Below are 13,156 nucleotides of genomic sequence, written 5' to 3' on the forward strand. Positions count from 1 at the left end.
GGAAAGAAGACGGAACATGGCCGAGCATCTGCTCGAGGTCCGCGGCATCGCGAAGTCGTTCCCGGGCGTCCGCGCCCTGGACGGCGTGAGCTTCACCCTCGAACGCGGGGAGATCCGCACCCTCGCGGGCGAGAACGGCGCGGGGAAGAGCACCCTGCTCAACATCCTCGGCGGCGCCCTCCGCCCCGACCGCGGCTCGATCACCATCGACGGCGTGCGGCGGATGGAGTACACCTCGCGCCAGGCGCTCGCGGAGGGGGTGCGGATCGCGCACCAGGAGCCGGCCATCGTGCCCCAGCTCACGGTGACGCAGAACCTGCTGCTGGGGCGCACGCGCGCGCAGCGCGCCTCCGCCCAGGACGACATCGACCAGGCCCTCCAGGACGTCCACCGGATGGGCTTCCCGATGGACGGGCGGACGCCCGTCGGCCGGCTGAGCCCGGCGCAGCGGCACGCGCTCACCATCGCGCGGGCCTTCGCCTTCGGCGCCAAGATCGTCGCCCTGGACGAGCCGACGACGAGCATGCTCGAGCACAACGTCGAGGGCGTGCTGACCCGGGTGCGCGAGATCGCGCACGGGCGGGGCGTCGGCGTGATCTACGTCTCGCACAAGATGCCGGAGGTGATGAGCGTCTCGGACACGGTCGTCGTCCTCCGCGACGGGCGGCCCGCCTACGACGCGCCGATCGCCGAGACGTCCTCCGAGGACATCGTCCGGCGGATGGTCGGGCGCGAGCTGCTCTCGTTCGAGCGGCGGCACCCGGTCGCCGCGGACGCCGAGGTGCACTTCGAGGCCTCCGGCGTCACGCACCCGAGCGGCGTCGGGCCGGAGTCGATCCAGGTGCGGCACGGCGAGGTCGTCGGCATCGCAGGCCTGGTCGGCTCGGGGCGCACCGAGTTCCTCCGCGCGCTGATCCGCGCCGACGAGGGCAGCGAGGGCACGGTCCGGCTCGCCGGCCGCACGCTCAAGGTGCGCTCGCCGCGCGACAGCCGCGACGCGGGGATCGCCTTCATCCCGGAGGACCGCAAGCACCAGGGACTCGTGCTGCAGACCCCGGCCTACGCGAACGTCGCCCTCACCTCCGATCGGCAGCTCAACGGCTTCGGTCCGTTCATCAGCACGAAGCGGCAGATCGCGACGGCGGAGGAGATGGGCCGGCGGATGTCGCTGCGCCCGGCCGACGTCCGGCTGAACGCGCGCCAGTTCTCCGGCGGGAACCAGCAGAAGATCGTGATCGCGAAGTGGATCTGGCTCGGCGCGAGCGTCTTCCTCTTCGACGAGCCGACCAAGGGCGTCGACGTCGGCGGCAAGGTCGAGATCTACGAGCTCATCGACCAGCTCGCCTCCGAGGGGCACGCCGTGATCGTCGTCTCGAGCGACCTGCCCGAGATCATCTCCCTCAGCGACCGGGTCCTCGTCATGAGGGCGGGCCGCTTCGTCTCCGAGCACGTCGGCGACGACATCACCGAGCACAGCATCGTCACCAACGCCATGGGCGTCGCGAAAGGAATCTCATGACCTCCCCCGAGACCGGGGGCGTCGCCACGCCGCCCCGCCGCTCCTTCAACCTGCAGGCCTTCGGCATCTACCTCGCCGCGATCGTCCTCTTCGTCGTCCTCGGCGTCCTGAACCCGAACTTCCTCACCCTCGGCAACCTCCGCGACGTCGCGGTGTCGGCGAGCGTGAACGCGATCATCGGCATCGGCCTGACCTTCGTCATCATCACCGGCGGCATCGACCTCGCGGTCGGCGCGATGGCCAGCTTCGTCGGCATCGTCAGCGCGTCGCTGCTGGTCAACGGCGGGGTGCCGCCGCTGCTCGGGCTGGCCGCGGGCATCGTCCTCGGCCTGGTCTGCGGCGGGATCAACGGGCTGCTCGTCACCAAGCTCAACCTGCCGCCGTTCATCGCGACGCTCGGCACGATGAGCGTCTTCCAGGGCGGCGCGTACGTCGCCACCAACGGCAAGCCGGTCTACGACGTGCCGAAGGAGTTCATCCTGCTGCTCAACAGCTACGTCGGCGGCGTGCCCGTCGTCGTGCTGATCGTGGCAGTCGTCGGCATCGCGGCCTGGCTGCTGCTGCGCAAGACCGTCTTCGGCCAGAACGTGATCGCGGTGGGCGGCAGCGAGGAGACCGCCTGGCTCTCGGGTGTGCGGGTGCACCGGGTGAAGATCGCGGTGTACTGCATCTCCGGCGGTCTCTCGGCGCTGGCCGGCCTGGTGATCGTCGCCCGGATCAACGCGGCGCAGCCGGACGCGGGCAGCCCGTACCAGCTGACCGCGATCGCGGCCGCGGTGATCGGCGGCGCGAACCTGATGGGCGGCGAGGGCCGCATCGCGGGCACCCTGGTCGGCGCGCTGATCCTCGGAGCTCTCACCAACGGCCTGGTGCTGCTGAACGTGCCGAGCTTCTACGAGCAGATCGTGACCGGACTCGTCGTCCTCATCGCGGTCACCCTCGACCAGGGCAGCAAGGGCTGGCCGATGCTCTCGCGGGGAAAGAAGAAGCAGCGCGAGGACGTCGCGGCGCCGCCCACCGAGTCGACGCCGTCGGTGCGCGCGTGACGGCGCGGCGGAGCGCGACGGCGCGGCTGACCACGCTCGACGGGGCCCGCGTCCTGGTGACGGGCGGCTGCGGCCTGATCGGCCGGCCCACGGTCGCGGCGCTGCAGGCGGAGGGGGCGGTGGTCACCGTCCTGGACCGGGTCGCGTCGGACGCGGACGTCCGCTCGATCGTCGGCGACGTGACCGACCCGGCCGTGCTGGCGGAGGCGGTGGCCGGGCAGGACGCGGTGGTGCACCTGGGCGGCTACGCCGGGCTGGGCATGGCGGACGCGGTCAAGACCTACCGGGTGAACGCGGTGGGCAGCTTCGCGGTGTTCGCCGCCGCCGCCGCGGCCGGGGTCGCGAAGGTCGTCTACGCCTCGAGCATCAACGCCAACGGCTACCCGCTCGGCGCCGAGCAGGTGCTGCCGCCGGTCTTCCCCTACTCCGAGGACGCGCAGCCGCGGATCTCGGACGAGTACTCGCTGTCGAAGCTCGCGACCGAGGACGCGGCGCGGATGGCGCACGCGACCTGGGGGCTGAGCCTCACCGGGCTGCGCTACCCGCTGGTCCGCGACATCACCGTGGACGGCGGCCGCGTGTTCGGCGCGCACCTGCGGGCGGTGCTGGCGGCCGACCCGCGACGGCAGGCGGCGGAGGGCTGGAGCTATCTCGACGCCGCCGACTCGGCGCGGGCCGTGCTCGCGGCGCTGCTGCACGAGACGCCGCCGGCGCCGGGGATCCTCGTCGCGGCTCCGCTCACCTATCTGCGCGGGAGCACCGCGGACGCGCTCGACGCGGTCGCCCCGGACGTCCCGCGCGGGCGGCTCGAGGGGCGCGCGGTCGGGCTCGACCTGACCCGCTCCCGCGAGCTGCTCGGCTTCGAGGCGCGGGTGCTCCTCGACGACGTCGCGCCGCAGGAGCTCGCCGACGTGGCGCCCGCGGGGTCCGGCGCATGAACTTCTCGCTGCTCGGCCTCGGACCGATGGGCGCGCCGATGGCGCGGAACCTGCTCGCGGGCGGGGCGCTCACGGTGTGGAACCGGACGGCGTCGCGGGCCGCGCCCTTCGCGGAGCTCGGCGCCGTGGTCGCGCCGACCCCCGCGGCGGCGGCCGGCGACGTCGTGCTGACGGTGCTGCCCGATCTGGTGCAGGTGGAATCGCTGCTCGAGGGCGAGGACGGCCTGCTCGCGGGCTGGCGCGCGGCGGGGATCGCCGCTCCGGTGCTCGTCGTGCACGGCACCGTCTCGCCGATCGCCGTCGCGGGGCTCGCCCGCCGGCTCGCCGCCGAGCACGGTGTGCAGGTGGTCGACGCCCCGCTCAGCGGCGGAACGGTCGGCGCCCGCGACGCGACGCTCAGCATCATGGTCGGCGGCGCCGACGAGCCGGTGGCCCGCGTGCTCCCCGTCTTCGAGCGGCTCGGCCGCACGGTCCGCCACCTCGGGCCGAGCGGAGCGGGTGCCACCGCCAAGCTCTGCAACCAGATCGTCGTCGCCGGCACTGTCGCCGTGGTGTCGGAGGCGCTGCTGCTCGCCCGGAGCGCCGGTCTCGACCCGGCCACTGTCGTCGAGCTCCTGCAGGGCGGGTTGGCGCGCACCGAGGTCCTGGAGCAGAAGAGCCGCAAGTGGCTCGACGAGGACTTCGCCGAGGGCGGCAGCGCCCGCAACCAGCTCAAGGACCTGCGCTTCGTCGCCGAGTCCGCCGCCGCGGAGGGCGTCGTGCTGCCGACCACCGCCGCGGTGACCGAGCTGTTCGAGAGGATGATCGCCGAGGGTGACGGCGACCTCGACCACACCGGCGTGCACCGCACGCTCGCCGGGCTCGCCCGCCGACCGGAGGAGCCGCATGCCTGACCTCGTCGTCATCGACGCGCACCACCACCTCACCGACCTGCGCCGCTCGTACCCGTGGCTGGAGGGACCCGCCGAGCCGTTCCGCTACCACGGCGACGACCGCCCGCTCCGCCGCTCCTACAGCGTCGACGACTACCGCGCGGACGCCTGCGACGTGACGCTGCTCGCCTCGGTGCACGTCGAGAACGGGGCCGCCGACGCGCTCGCCGAGACCGCGTGGATCGACGCGCTCGCCCGGGAGAGCACGGTGCCGACCGTCCACGTCGCGCACGTGTCGCTGCTCGATCAGGAGGCGCCGCGGCTGCTCGAGGAGCACGCCGCGTTCGCGGTCACGCGCGGCGTCCGCGACATCCTGAACTGGCATCCGGACCCGGTCTTCAGCCACCGGGACCGGGGCGACGTCCTCGGCGATCCGGTCTGGCGGGCGAACTTCGGCCGGCTGCAGGGGCTGGGGCTCTCGTTCGATCTGCAGGTGTTCCCCTCGCAGCTCGCGGAGGTGGCGGCGCTCGCCGCGGACTTCCCGGGGACGGCGATCGTGCTCGATCACCTGGGCATGCCGATCGGGCGGGATCCGGAGTCGGTCGCCGAGTGGCGCGCGGGCCTGGCCGCGGTCGCCGCGCAGGAGAACACCGTCGTCAAGATCTCGGCGCTCGGCACCAACGACCACTCCTGGACCCGGGAGTCGATCGCGCCGTTCGTCCTCGAGACTCTGGAGGTCTTCGGGCCGGACCGGTCGATGTTCGGCAGCAACTTCCCCGTGGACGGGCTCTACAGCTCCTTCACCGAGCTGTACTCGGCGTTCGACGCGCTGACGGCGCAGCTCTCGCCGGCCGAGCGGCTCGCGGTGTTCGCGGGGACGGCGGACCGGTTCTACCGGATGGGGGTGGCGCTGCCGCGAGCGGAGTGACGCGACGGCGTCCGCGGAGAGGTCGCGTTGCTCTCCCGGTCGCCTCTCGACCGGTCGGCGGCGCGGGCCTACAGTGGCTGCGACGGCGGTCCGGGACGACTCCGGGCAGGCCGTCGCCGAGCGGAGGGAAGCCATGTCCTCGACCGTCCCCGAGGCCGCCGGCGCACCCGCCGCGGAGCCGAGCGCGGCGAGCCTGCGCACCTTCGGCTGGATCCTCGCGAACACCGCCGTCGCGAACGTCACGACGAGCTTCCTCTGGTTCGCGCTGACCTTCTGGGTCTACCTCGAGACGCGGTCGGTGCTCGCCACCGGGATCATCGGCGGCGCGTACATGCTGCTCGTCGCGGTCTTCGCGATGGCCTTCGGCACGATCGTGGACCGGCACCGGAAGCACCGGGTGATGGTGTTCGCCGGGGCGGTGACGCTGGTGTCGTTCGGCGTCGCCGGCGGCCTCTACCTCGCGCTGCCGGAGGCGACGCTGCTGGACTTCGGCGGGCCCTGGTTCTGGGTCTTCTCCGGCACGGTCCTGTTCGGCGCGGTGATCGAGAACATGCGGAACATCGCCCTGTCGACGACGGTGACGCTGATGGTGCCGGTGGAGCGCCACGCGAACGCGAACGGCCTGGTCGGCACGGTGCAGGGGCTCGCGTTCGTGGTCACGAGCGTGTTCAGCGGGCTCTCGATCGGCCTGCTCGGCATGGGCTGGACGCTGCTGATCGCGATCGGGGTCTCCGCCGCGGCGCTCGTGCACCTGCTGTTCCTGCGGATCGCCGAGGCGATCCCCGCGGCGGCCGGCTCGCGGGCCCCGCTGATCGATCTGCGGGGGAGCATCACGGCGGTGCGTGCGGCGACCGGGCTCTTCGCGCTGATCGTCTTCTCGACCTTCAACAACCTGATCGGCGGCGTGTACCTGGCGCTCATGGATCCGTACGGTCTCGAGTTGTTCCCGGTGGAGCTGTGGGGCGTCGTGCTCGGCGTGACCGCGACCGGCTTCATCATCGGCGGGCTGCTGGTGGCGAAGCTCGGGCTCGGCCGGAATCCGATCCGGACGATGCTGCTGCTGGTGATGGCGATGGGCGTGATCGGCGCGGTCTTCACCCTCCGCGACTGGTGGTGGCTCTACGCCGGCGGCATCTGGGTCTACATGACGCTGATCCCCGCGGTCGAGGCGGCGGAGCAGACGGTCGTGCAGAAGGTGGTGCCGTTCGAGACGCAGGGGCGGGTCTTCGGCTTCGCGGCGGCGCTGGAGTCGGCGGCGGCGCCGATCACCGCGTTCCTGATCGCGCCGATCGCGGAGTTCGCGCTGATCCCGTACATGGAGTCGGCCGACGGGCGGGCGGCGTACGGCTGGCTGCTCGGCGACGGGGTCGGGCGGGGGATCGCGCTCGTCTTCCTGATCGGCGGGGTGATCATGGTGGTCGCGGCCGGCGCCTCGATGCTCACCCGCTCGTACCGCACGATCTCGGCGCAGTACCTGCGCGCGGAGCCGCCGGCGGCCGGCGCCCTTCCGGAACCGTCGTCGGACGACCTCGAGCCCGCGCCGGGAGAGAGTTCGGTCGAACAGCAGCGTTGACGGCCGGCGTCGATGCCGCTCCGCCGGAGAAGCGCGCTGTTTCGAGTGTTAGAGCGTTTTATCCAGATCTCCTAAAACGCTCTAACTTCCCTAATGGGCGCCGCCGGGCGCGCGATGGGTCGCCGCTCTGGGATCGGGTATCGCGTCGGCGAATCCGGACGCTCCCCGACCGGTACGGGCGGTGGACTGCAGGTGCTCCGAGCGGTTCGGAGCGACTCGCATCTCTGGAGGAGACCCGTCGTGAGCATCACCAGCACCCTGCACCTCAACTTCCGCGGCAGCGCGAGGGAGGCGCTCGAGTTCTACCACTCGGTCTTCGGGGGCGACCTCGTCCTCGCTCCCTACGGGAACGTCGAGGCGGGGCAGAGCGCCGCCCAGTCCGAGCAGATCGCCTGGGGGCAGGTGGCGGCGCCGAACGGGTTCCACGTCATGGCGTACGACGTGCAGGACTCGCTCCCGTACGCGGCCGGCGAGAACGCCTTCTACGTCTCGCTGCGGGGCACCGAGAGCGCGGAGATCGAGCGCCTCGGCACCGCCCTCGCGGAGTCGGAGGGCGCGGTCGTCCACGTCCCGTTCGGGCCGTCCGTGTTCTCGCCGCTCTACGGCAAGCTGACCGACCGCTTCGGGGTCACCTGGATCATCGACGTGGTCGTGCCCTGGGCGGGATGAGCCGCAGCAGCCGGTGCCCAGGGCGGGGCAGGTGTGCATGCTGGTCGAGTAGCCGCGGAGCGGCGTATCGAGACCCGGGGTCTGCAGGGGGTGGATCTCGATACGCCCGCGGAGCGGGCTACTCGATCCGCATGGTTCGCCCGCGGGCGGGCTACTCGATCAGCATGGAGGACCCGCGGAGCGGGCTGCTCGATCAGCAGGAGAAGGGGGCGCGCCCAGTGGGCGCTCCTCAGTCGGCAGTAGTGCGGGTGCGGCGCGTTCATGCTGGTCGAGTAGGCGCGGAGCGGCGTATCGAGACCCGGGGTCTGCAGGGGGTGGATCTCGATACGCCCGCGAGCGGGCTACTCGATCAGCATGAAAAAGGGGCGCGCCCGGTGGGCGCTCCTCGACAGAAGAGGGGGCGCGCCCAGTGGGCGCTCCGCGGTAGGCGCGGGGCGGGCGTCAGGCGGCCGGGGCGGCCGTGGACTCGCGGACGATGAGGGTGGAGGCGAGGCGGACAGTGGGGGTGTCGACGGGGTCGCCGGCCGCGAGCTTGAGCAGGAGGCGGGTCGCCTCGGACGCCATGCTGGCGAGGGGCTGGCGGACGGTGGTCAGCTGCGGGCTGACCCAGCGGCAGAGGTCGACGTCGTCGAAGCCGACGACGGAGAGGTCCTCGGGGACGCGGAGGCCGCGGTCGCGGGCCGCGAGGTAGACGCCGTAGGCCTGCTCGTCGGAGCCGCTGATGATCGCCGTGGGGCGCTCGGGCAGGTCGAGCAGCTCGCCGCCGAAGCGCACGCCGCCGCTGATCAGCGAGTCGCCGTTCCTGACGAGCTCCTTCAGCGGCTCGACGCCGGCGCGGCCGAGGGCGCTGGTGTAGCCGTCGAGGCGGTCCTGGTGGCACTCGAGCTCCATCGGGCCGGTGACGAAGCCGATCCGCCGGTGGCCGAGCGCGAGCAGGTGCTCGGTCGCCTCCCGCCCGCCGACCCAGTCGGTCGCGGACACGGTCGCGAACGACTCCGTGTCGCTGCCCTGCGGGTCGATGGCGACGACCGGGACCTTGAGCGTCGCGAGCCGCGCACGCGCCTCGGCCGTGAGGTCGGACACCACGAGGACGATGCCGTCCGAGCCGCGGGAGGCGATGCGGTCGATCCAGTCGGGCACGCCGGTCCCGCCGTCGTGGGTGACGTTGAGCACCAGGTCGACGCCCGCGCGCGAGGCCTCCGCCTGGGCGCCGCGCAACAGCTCCGTCGCCCACTGCGTCTCGAGGCTCGAGACGACGAAGTCGATCAGCGTCGCGGATCGCTTGGCCTTGCGTCGCGCATAGCCGTGGTCCTCGATCAGGCGCTCGATCTCGTGCCGCTTGGGGGCCGAGATGCCGGGCTTGCCGTTGAGGACGCGGGACACCGTGGGGATGGAGACTCCGGCCGCTTCGGCGATTTGCGCGAGAGTTGCGCCCGATTCCGTCATGCGGCACCCCTTTCCTGCTGAGCTCTTCCGGTCTTGACCTTCCCGACTCCGTCACTTTACACTGCAACTCGTGCGCAACTTGCGCAGTAAGTTGCAAGCAAGTTTTGCGAGTCGCCCGAGGAGGCGGCGTCGCACCCTCGATCCACAGACACTCCGCGACGACGCGGAGCGAAGGAGTAGCGCGATGTCGAAGAAGACGTTCGGTTGGCCGAGGAGGGCCGCGCTCGTCGCGGCCGGGGTCCTGGCGGTCTCGCTCACCGCCTGCAGCGGCGGCGGGGGAGGAGCGTCGAGCGATCCCGGCTCCGCCACCGAGGGCTCGATCACCTGGTGGGGCTGGACCCCGGACAAGCCGCTGGCCGACAAGCTGATCGCCTCGTTCAACGAGGAGTACCCGGACATCGAGGTCGAGTTCGTCTCGAAGCCGATCGACAGCTACGACTCGGTCCTCGGGCCGGCCATCACCTCGGCCGACGGCCCGGACGTGTTCAACGTCGCGCCGGGCTCGGCCAACGGCGGCGTCGAGACCTTCCAGGCCGGCGCCATCGACCTCGGCCCCGCCGTCGAGGAGGAGCTGGGCGCGGACTGGCAGGACAAGCTGGCCGCCTCGGGTGTCGAGGGCCTCGCCGTCGACGACAAGGTCGTCGGCCTCTCCGCCGGCGCCGTCTACTCCGGCAGCATCTGGGTCAACCAGGACATGCTCGACGAGGTCGGCGTGACCGCGCCCACCACCTACGACGAGTGGGTCCAGGTCTGCCGGACTCTCGAGGCCGCCGGCAAGGGCTGCTTCGTGCAGGGCGCCGGCCAGTGGGCGTTCGACATGGACACCTTCGAGGCGATCATGCAGAACATCGAGCCCGGCGCCTACGCGAAGGCCGCCGCCGGCGAGATGGACTACACGGATCCCGCCTTCGAGCAGGGCATGCAGATCTGGAAGGACCTCTTCGACGACGGGATCATGCAGGAGGGCGCGATCGGCCTGCAGCAGTACCCGGACGCGAACAACGCCTTCATGTCCGAGAAGTACGCGATGGTGATGATGGGCAGCTGGTACACCCAGTACACCGTCCGCGACGCGATGGTCACCGCGATGGAGGCGGCCGGAGTCTCGAACCCGGAGCCCTTCACCATGGTGCCGATCCAGTTCCCGGACGTCGCGGGCACCGGGAACGTCGGCGAGATGTTCGGAGACGCGGACTACGGGCTCGCGGTGAGCACCAAGTCCGACGCGCAGGCCGCGGCCACGACGTTCGCCGTCTGGCTGACCACCTCCGAGGCCGGGCAGACCGCTGTCGCGAACACGCTCAACGACATCCCGTCGCTGGCGGGGGTGCAGCCCGACTGGGACAGCATCGACCTCGTCGCGCCGGACGCGCAGCTGGACGCCCTCAAGGACTACACGGCGACGGCGAGCAAGGCGACCGACCCGCGCTTCGCGACGGTCAGCGCCGACCTCAACACCGCCTTCCGCGACGCGCTGATCGGCGTCGCCTCCGGGGACACGGACATCGACCAGGCCCTCCAGGGTCTGCAGTCCGTCGTCGACGACCAGAAGTAGGACCGACCCCTGTCGCGGGCGGTCCGACCGACCGCCCGCGACGGGCATCAGGCAAGGGAGCCGACATGACCACGGCCATCGCGAGATCCGGAGCGGGAGCACCCGACCGCGCCGCTCGAGGCGTCGAGCCCTCCGGGGGGCGTCCGCGGAAGCGGATGCTGCTCGGCCCCGGGATGATCTGGATCCTCCCGGCGATCGTCCTCGTGCTGGGGATGATCTACTTCGCCATCGGCTACACGGGCTACGTCTCGACGCTCGACTGGAACGGGTTCATCCTGAGCCCCTCGGAGTCGGTGGGCGCGGACAACTACGTGCAGATGGTGCAGGACCGCGTCTTCTGGGGCGCGATCGGGCACACGGCGATCTTCTTCGTCGTCACCTTCGCCGTGCAGACGGCGATCGGCTTCACCTTCGCGGCGATCATGCACTCGCGGATCCGGCTCGCGCCGCTCTACAAGGTGCTGATCTTCGTGCCGACCGTCCTCGCCCCGGCGTCGATGGCGCCCGTCTTCCGCTCGATCTTCGACGTCGACGGCCAGTTCAACCAGGTGCTGCGCGGCGTCGGTCTGGGCGGTCTCGCCCACCCGTGGCTGGCCGACCCGGCCACGGCGATGCCGGTCGTGATGGCCGTCACCGTCTGGCAGTGGACCGGGCTCACCTTCATCCTCTTCTACGCCGCGATGGCGCAGATCGAGCCGGAGATCCTCGAGGCCGCCCGGATCGACGGGGCGAGCAACCTCCGCTCGCTCGTCTCGATCGTCTGGCCGATCTGCCGGGGCACGACGATCGCCCTCGCCACGCTGGGCATCATCGGGGCGCTGAAGACCTTCGACGTGCCGTACCTGGTGACCAAGGGCGGACCGAACCACGCGACCGAGTTCCTCGGCACGTACATCTACCAGACCATGGTCGCGGAGAAGCACTTCGGCTACGCGGCCGCGATCTCGATCGCCCTCCTCGTCCTCGCGGTCGGCGGCGGCGTCCTGACCAACCTGCGGCGCCGCGCCGACGAGAGCTGAGGCCGCCGTGTTCGAACTCCGATCGCTCCGCTCGCGCCTCGGCGTGCAGCTGCTCGCGACCGTCATCGTCATCCCCTACCTGTTCGCGCTCGTCGCGATGGTGCAGGGCTCGCTGGCCGGCGCCGGCTGGGGCAACTACGGCAAGGTCTTCGCGACCGGCGTCGTGCCCACCTACTTCCGGAACACGATCATCGTCGCGGTCTCGACCGTCGCGATCGTCTACGTCTGCACGATGCTGGCGGCGTTCGGCTTCGCCAAGCTGCGGATCCGCGGCAAGGAGGTGTGGTTCTGGCTGCTGATCGCGGCGCTCACCATGCCGGAGGCGGTGCTGCTCACGCCGCTGTTCGTCACCGCCTCGACCCTCGACGTCTACAACCAGCTGATCGCGGTGATCCTGCCGCTGGCCGCGCTGCAGGTGCCGTTCACGGTCCTGCTGGCCCGGAGCTTCTTCGCCGGCATCCCGACCGAGCTGATGGACGCCGGCCGCGTCGACGGCGCGAGCATCGTCAAGGTCTTCTGGTACATCGTCCTGCCGCTGACCCGGCCGATCGCCGGCGCGATCGTGGTGCTCACGCTGATCAACAGCTGGAACGCGTTCCTGCTGCCGCTGCTGATGCTGAACGACCCGGACAAGCAGGTGGTGACCCTGCTGCCCTCGTTCTTCACCAGCCAGTACACCAACGACCAGACGGGAGTCCTGGCCGCCTCGGTGATCACGGCGGTCCCGGTGATCGTCGCGTACCTCCTGCTGCAGCGCTCCTTCGAGCGCGGCCTGGCCGCCGGAGCGCTCAAGTGAGCGCCCGGCTGGACGGAGCGCTCGCCGTCGTCACCGCCGGGACCGCCGGGATCGGGCGGGCGATCGTGCTCCGCCTGGTCGCGGAGGGTGCCGACGTGATCGCGACCGGCACGAGCGAGGAGCGCGCGGCGGCCCTGCGCGCGGAGGGCGGCGGCGCCGTGCGCACCGTGGTCGGCGACGGCTCGACGCTCGAGCACCTCGCGGAGCTGACGCGGGCCGTCGGCGAGGACGGCCGCGCCGTCGACGTCCTGGTCCTCAACGCCGGGCGCGACGTCGAGGCGACGCCGATCGTCGACACCACGCCCGAGATGTTCGACCACGTGAGCGACCTCAACTTCCGCGGCACTTTCCTGACCGCCCGGAGCATCGTCCCGGCGATGGCGGACGGCGGGCGCATCGTCCTCGTCTCCTCGATCGCCGGGCACAACGGCGGGCCGGGGCACTCCGTCTACAACGCGACCAAGGCGGCCGTGCGCTCGCTGGCGCGGACCCTGACGGCCGAGCTCGCCGATCGGCGGATCCGCGCCAACGCGGTGAGCCCCGGCCCGATCGCCACCGCCGGCTTCGACAAGTTCACCGGAGGCTCGGCCGCGATCGAGCAGGCGGTCGCCGCGCAGATCCCGGTCGGCCGCATCGGCCGGCCCGAGGAGGTCGCCTCGGCGGTCCTCTTCCTCGCGACCGCGGAGTCGAGCTTCATCGCCGGCGCCGAGCTGGTCGTCGACGGCGGGATGACGCAGGCGTGAGCGACGACGACGCGGCCCCCCAGCAGCACGACGGCACGACCGAGGCACGACC

12 protein-coding genes are annotated in these 13,156 nt (G+C 71.6%); 11 read left to right on the plus strand and 1 reads right to left on the minus strand.

From position 1 onward, the window contains the following. Nucleotides 1-16 precede the first annotated feature (16 nt). The 7 genes from HRK28_RS09395 (at nucleotide 17) to HRK28_RS09425 (ending at nucleotide 7,545) form a co-directional block, all read left to right on the plus strand. Nucleotides 17-1,519, plus strand: coding sequence for a sugar ABC transporter ATP-binding protein (locus HRK28_RS09395; RefSeq protein ID WP_173251230.1), 1,503 nt, complete (start codon nucleotides 17-19; stop codon nucleotides 1,517-1,519). Further along, nucleotides 1,516-2,565, plus strand: coding sequence for an ABC transporter permease (locus HRK28_RS09400; RefSeq protein ID WP_173251231.1), 1,050 nt, complete (start codon nucleotides 1,516-1,518; stop codon nucleotides 2,563-2,565). Before HRK28_RS09395 ends, HRK28_RS09400 begins: the two co-directional genes overlap by 4 nt. Then, on the plus strand, nucleotides 2,562-3,503 hold the full coding sequence (locus HRK28_RS09405) for an NAD(P)-dependent oxidoreductase (RefSeq protein ID WP_173251232.1): 942 nt from the start codon (nucleotides 2,562-2,564) through the stop codon (nucleotides 3,501-3,503). Before HRK28_RS09400 ends, HRK28_RS09405 begins: the two co-directional genes overlap by 4 nt. Next, nucleotides 3,500-4,396: an NAD(P)-dependent oxidoreductase gene (locus HRK28_RS09410; RefSeq protein ID WP_173251233.1), complete on the plus strand. Its 897-nt coding sequence runs from the start codon at nucleotides 3,500-3,502 to the stop codon at nucleotides 4,394-4,396. The genes HRK28_RS09405 and HRK28_RS09410 overlap by 4 nt, the downstream gene beginning before the upstream one ends. After that, on the plus strand, nucleotides 4,389-5,303 hold the full coding sequence (locus HRK28_RS09415; protein WP_173251234.1) for an amidohydrolase: 915 nt from the start codon (nucleotides 4,389-4,391) through the stop codon (nucleotides 5,301-5,303). The genes HRK28_RS09410 and HRK28_RS09415 overlap by 8 nt, the downstream gene beginning before the upstream one ends. Nucleotides 5,304-5,436: 133 nt before the next feature. Then, nucleotides 5,437-6,876 (plus strand): MFS transporter, encoded by a 1,440-nt coding sequence (locus HRK28_RS09420; protein ID WP_173251235.1) that lies wholly within the window; start codon nucleotides 5,437-5,439, stop codon nucleotides 6,874-6,876. 240 nt (nucleotides 6,877-7,116) lie between these two features. Next, nucleotides 7,117-7,545: a VOC family protein gene (locus tag HRK28_RS09425; protein ID WP_173251236.1), complete on the plus strand. Its 429-nt coding sequence runs from the start codon at nucleotides 7,117-7,119 to the stop codon at nucleotides 7,543-7,545. Between the two features lie 441 nt (nucleotides 7,546-7,986). Here HRK28_RS09425 and HRK28_RS09430 read toward each other — a convergent pair whose 3' ends face one another. Next, complete coding sequence (locus HRK28_RS09430; protein ID WP_173251237.1) at nucleotides 7,987-8,991, minus strand: LacI family DNA-binding transcriptional regulator; 1,005 nt, start codon at nucleotides 8,989-8,991, stop codon at nucleotides 7,987-7,989. A 184-nt stretch (nucleotides 8,992-9,175) separates the two neighbouring features. Between HRK28_RS09430 and HRK28_RS09435 the strand changes: the two genes are divergently transcribed. The 4 genes from HRK28_RS09435 to HRK28_RS09450 all read left to right on the plus strand — a co-directional run bounded on the left by HRK28_RS09435 (nucleotide 9,176) and on the right by HRK28_RS09450 (nucleotide 13,104). Further along, nucleotides 9,176-10,546 (plus strand): ABC transporter substrate-binding protein, encoded by a 1,371-nt coding sequence (locus tag HRK28_RS09435; RefSeq protein WP_160090974.1) that lies wholly within the window; start codon nucleotides 9,176-9,178, stop codon nucleotides 10,544-10,546. Between the two features lie 65 nt (nucleotides 10,547-10,611). Next, nucleotides 10,612-11,565, plus strand: coding sequence for a carbohydrate ABC transporter permease (locus HRK28_RS09440; RefSeq protein ID WP_208543698.1), 954 nt, complete (start codon nucleotides 10,612-10,614; stop codon nucleotides 11,563-11,565). Nucleotides 11,566-11,572: 7 nt separating this feature from the next. Continuing rightward, on the plus strand, nucleotides 11,573-12,361 hold the full coding sequence (locus tag HRK28_RS09445) for a carbohydrate ABC transporter permease (protein WP_160090973.1): 789 nt from the start codon (nucleotides 11,573-11,575) through the stop codon (nucleotides 12,359-12,361). Further along, on the plus strand, nucleotides 12,358-13,104 hold the full coding sequence (locus HRK28_RS09450) for an SDR family oxidoreductase (protein ID WP_173251238.1): 747 nt from the start codon (nucleotides 12,358-12,360) through the stop codon (nucleotides 13,102-13,104). Before HRK28_RS09445 ends, HRK28_RS09450 begins: the two co-directional genes overlap by 4 nt. Nucleotides 13,105-13,156: the final 52 nt, after the last annotated feature.

It is taken from the genome of Rathayibacter sp. VKM Ac-2835, from assembly GCF_013266705.1.
GTDB lineage: Bacteria > Actinomycetota > Actinomycetes > Actinomycetales > Microbacteriaceae > Rathayibacter.

Coding starts and splice junctions, on each gene's coding strand:
- HRK28_RS09430 (WP_173251237.1), bottom strand. CDS start 8,991: ATGACGGAATCGGGCGCAACTCTCGCGCAAATCGCCGAAGCGGCCGGA.
- HRK28_RS09395 (WP_173251230.1), top strand. CDS start 17: ATGGCCGAGCATCTGCTCGAGGTCCGCGGCATCGCGAAGTCGTTCCCG.
- HRK28_RS09410 (WP_173251233.1), top strand. CDS start 3,500: ATGAACTTCTCGCTGCTCGGCCTCGGACCGATGGGCGCGCCGATGGCG.
- HRK28_RS09420 (WP_173251235.1), top strand. CDS start 5,437: ATGTCCTCGACCGTCCCCGAGGCCGCCGGCGCACCCGCCGCGGAGCCG.
- HRK28_RS09440 (WP_208543698.1), top strand. CDS start 10,612: ATGACCACGGCCATCGCGAGATCCGGAGCGGGAGCACCCGACCGCGCC.
- HRK28_RS09415 (WP_173251234.1), top strand. CDS start 4,389: ATGCCTGACCTCGTCGTCATCGACGCGCACCACCACCTCACCGACCTG.
- HRK28_RS09400 (WP_173251231.1), top strand. CDS start 1,516: ATGACCTCCCCCGAGACCGGGGGCGTCGCCACGCCGCCCCGCCGCTCC.
- HRK28_RS09435 (WP_160090974.1), top strand. CDS start 9,176: ATGTCGAAGAAGACGTTCGGTTGGCCGAGGAGGGCCGCGCTCGTCGCG.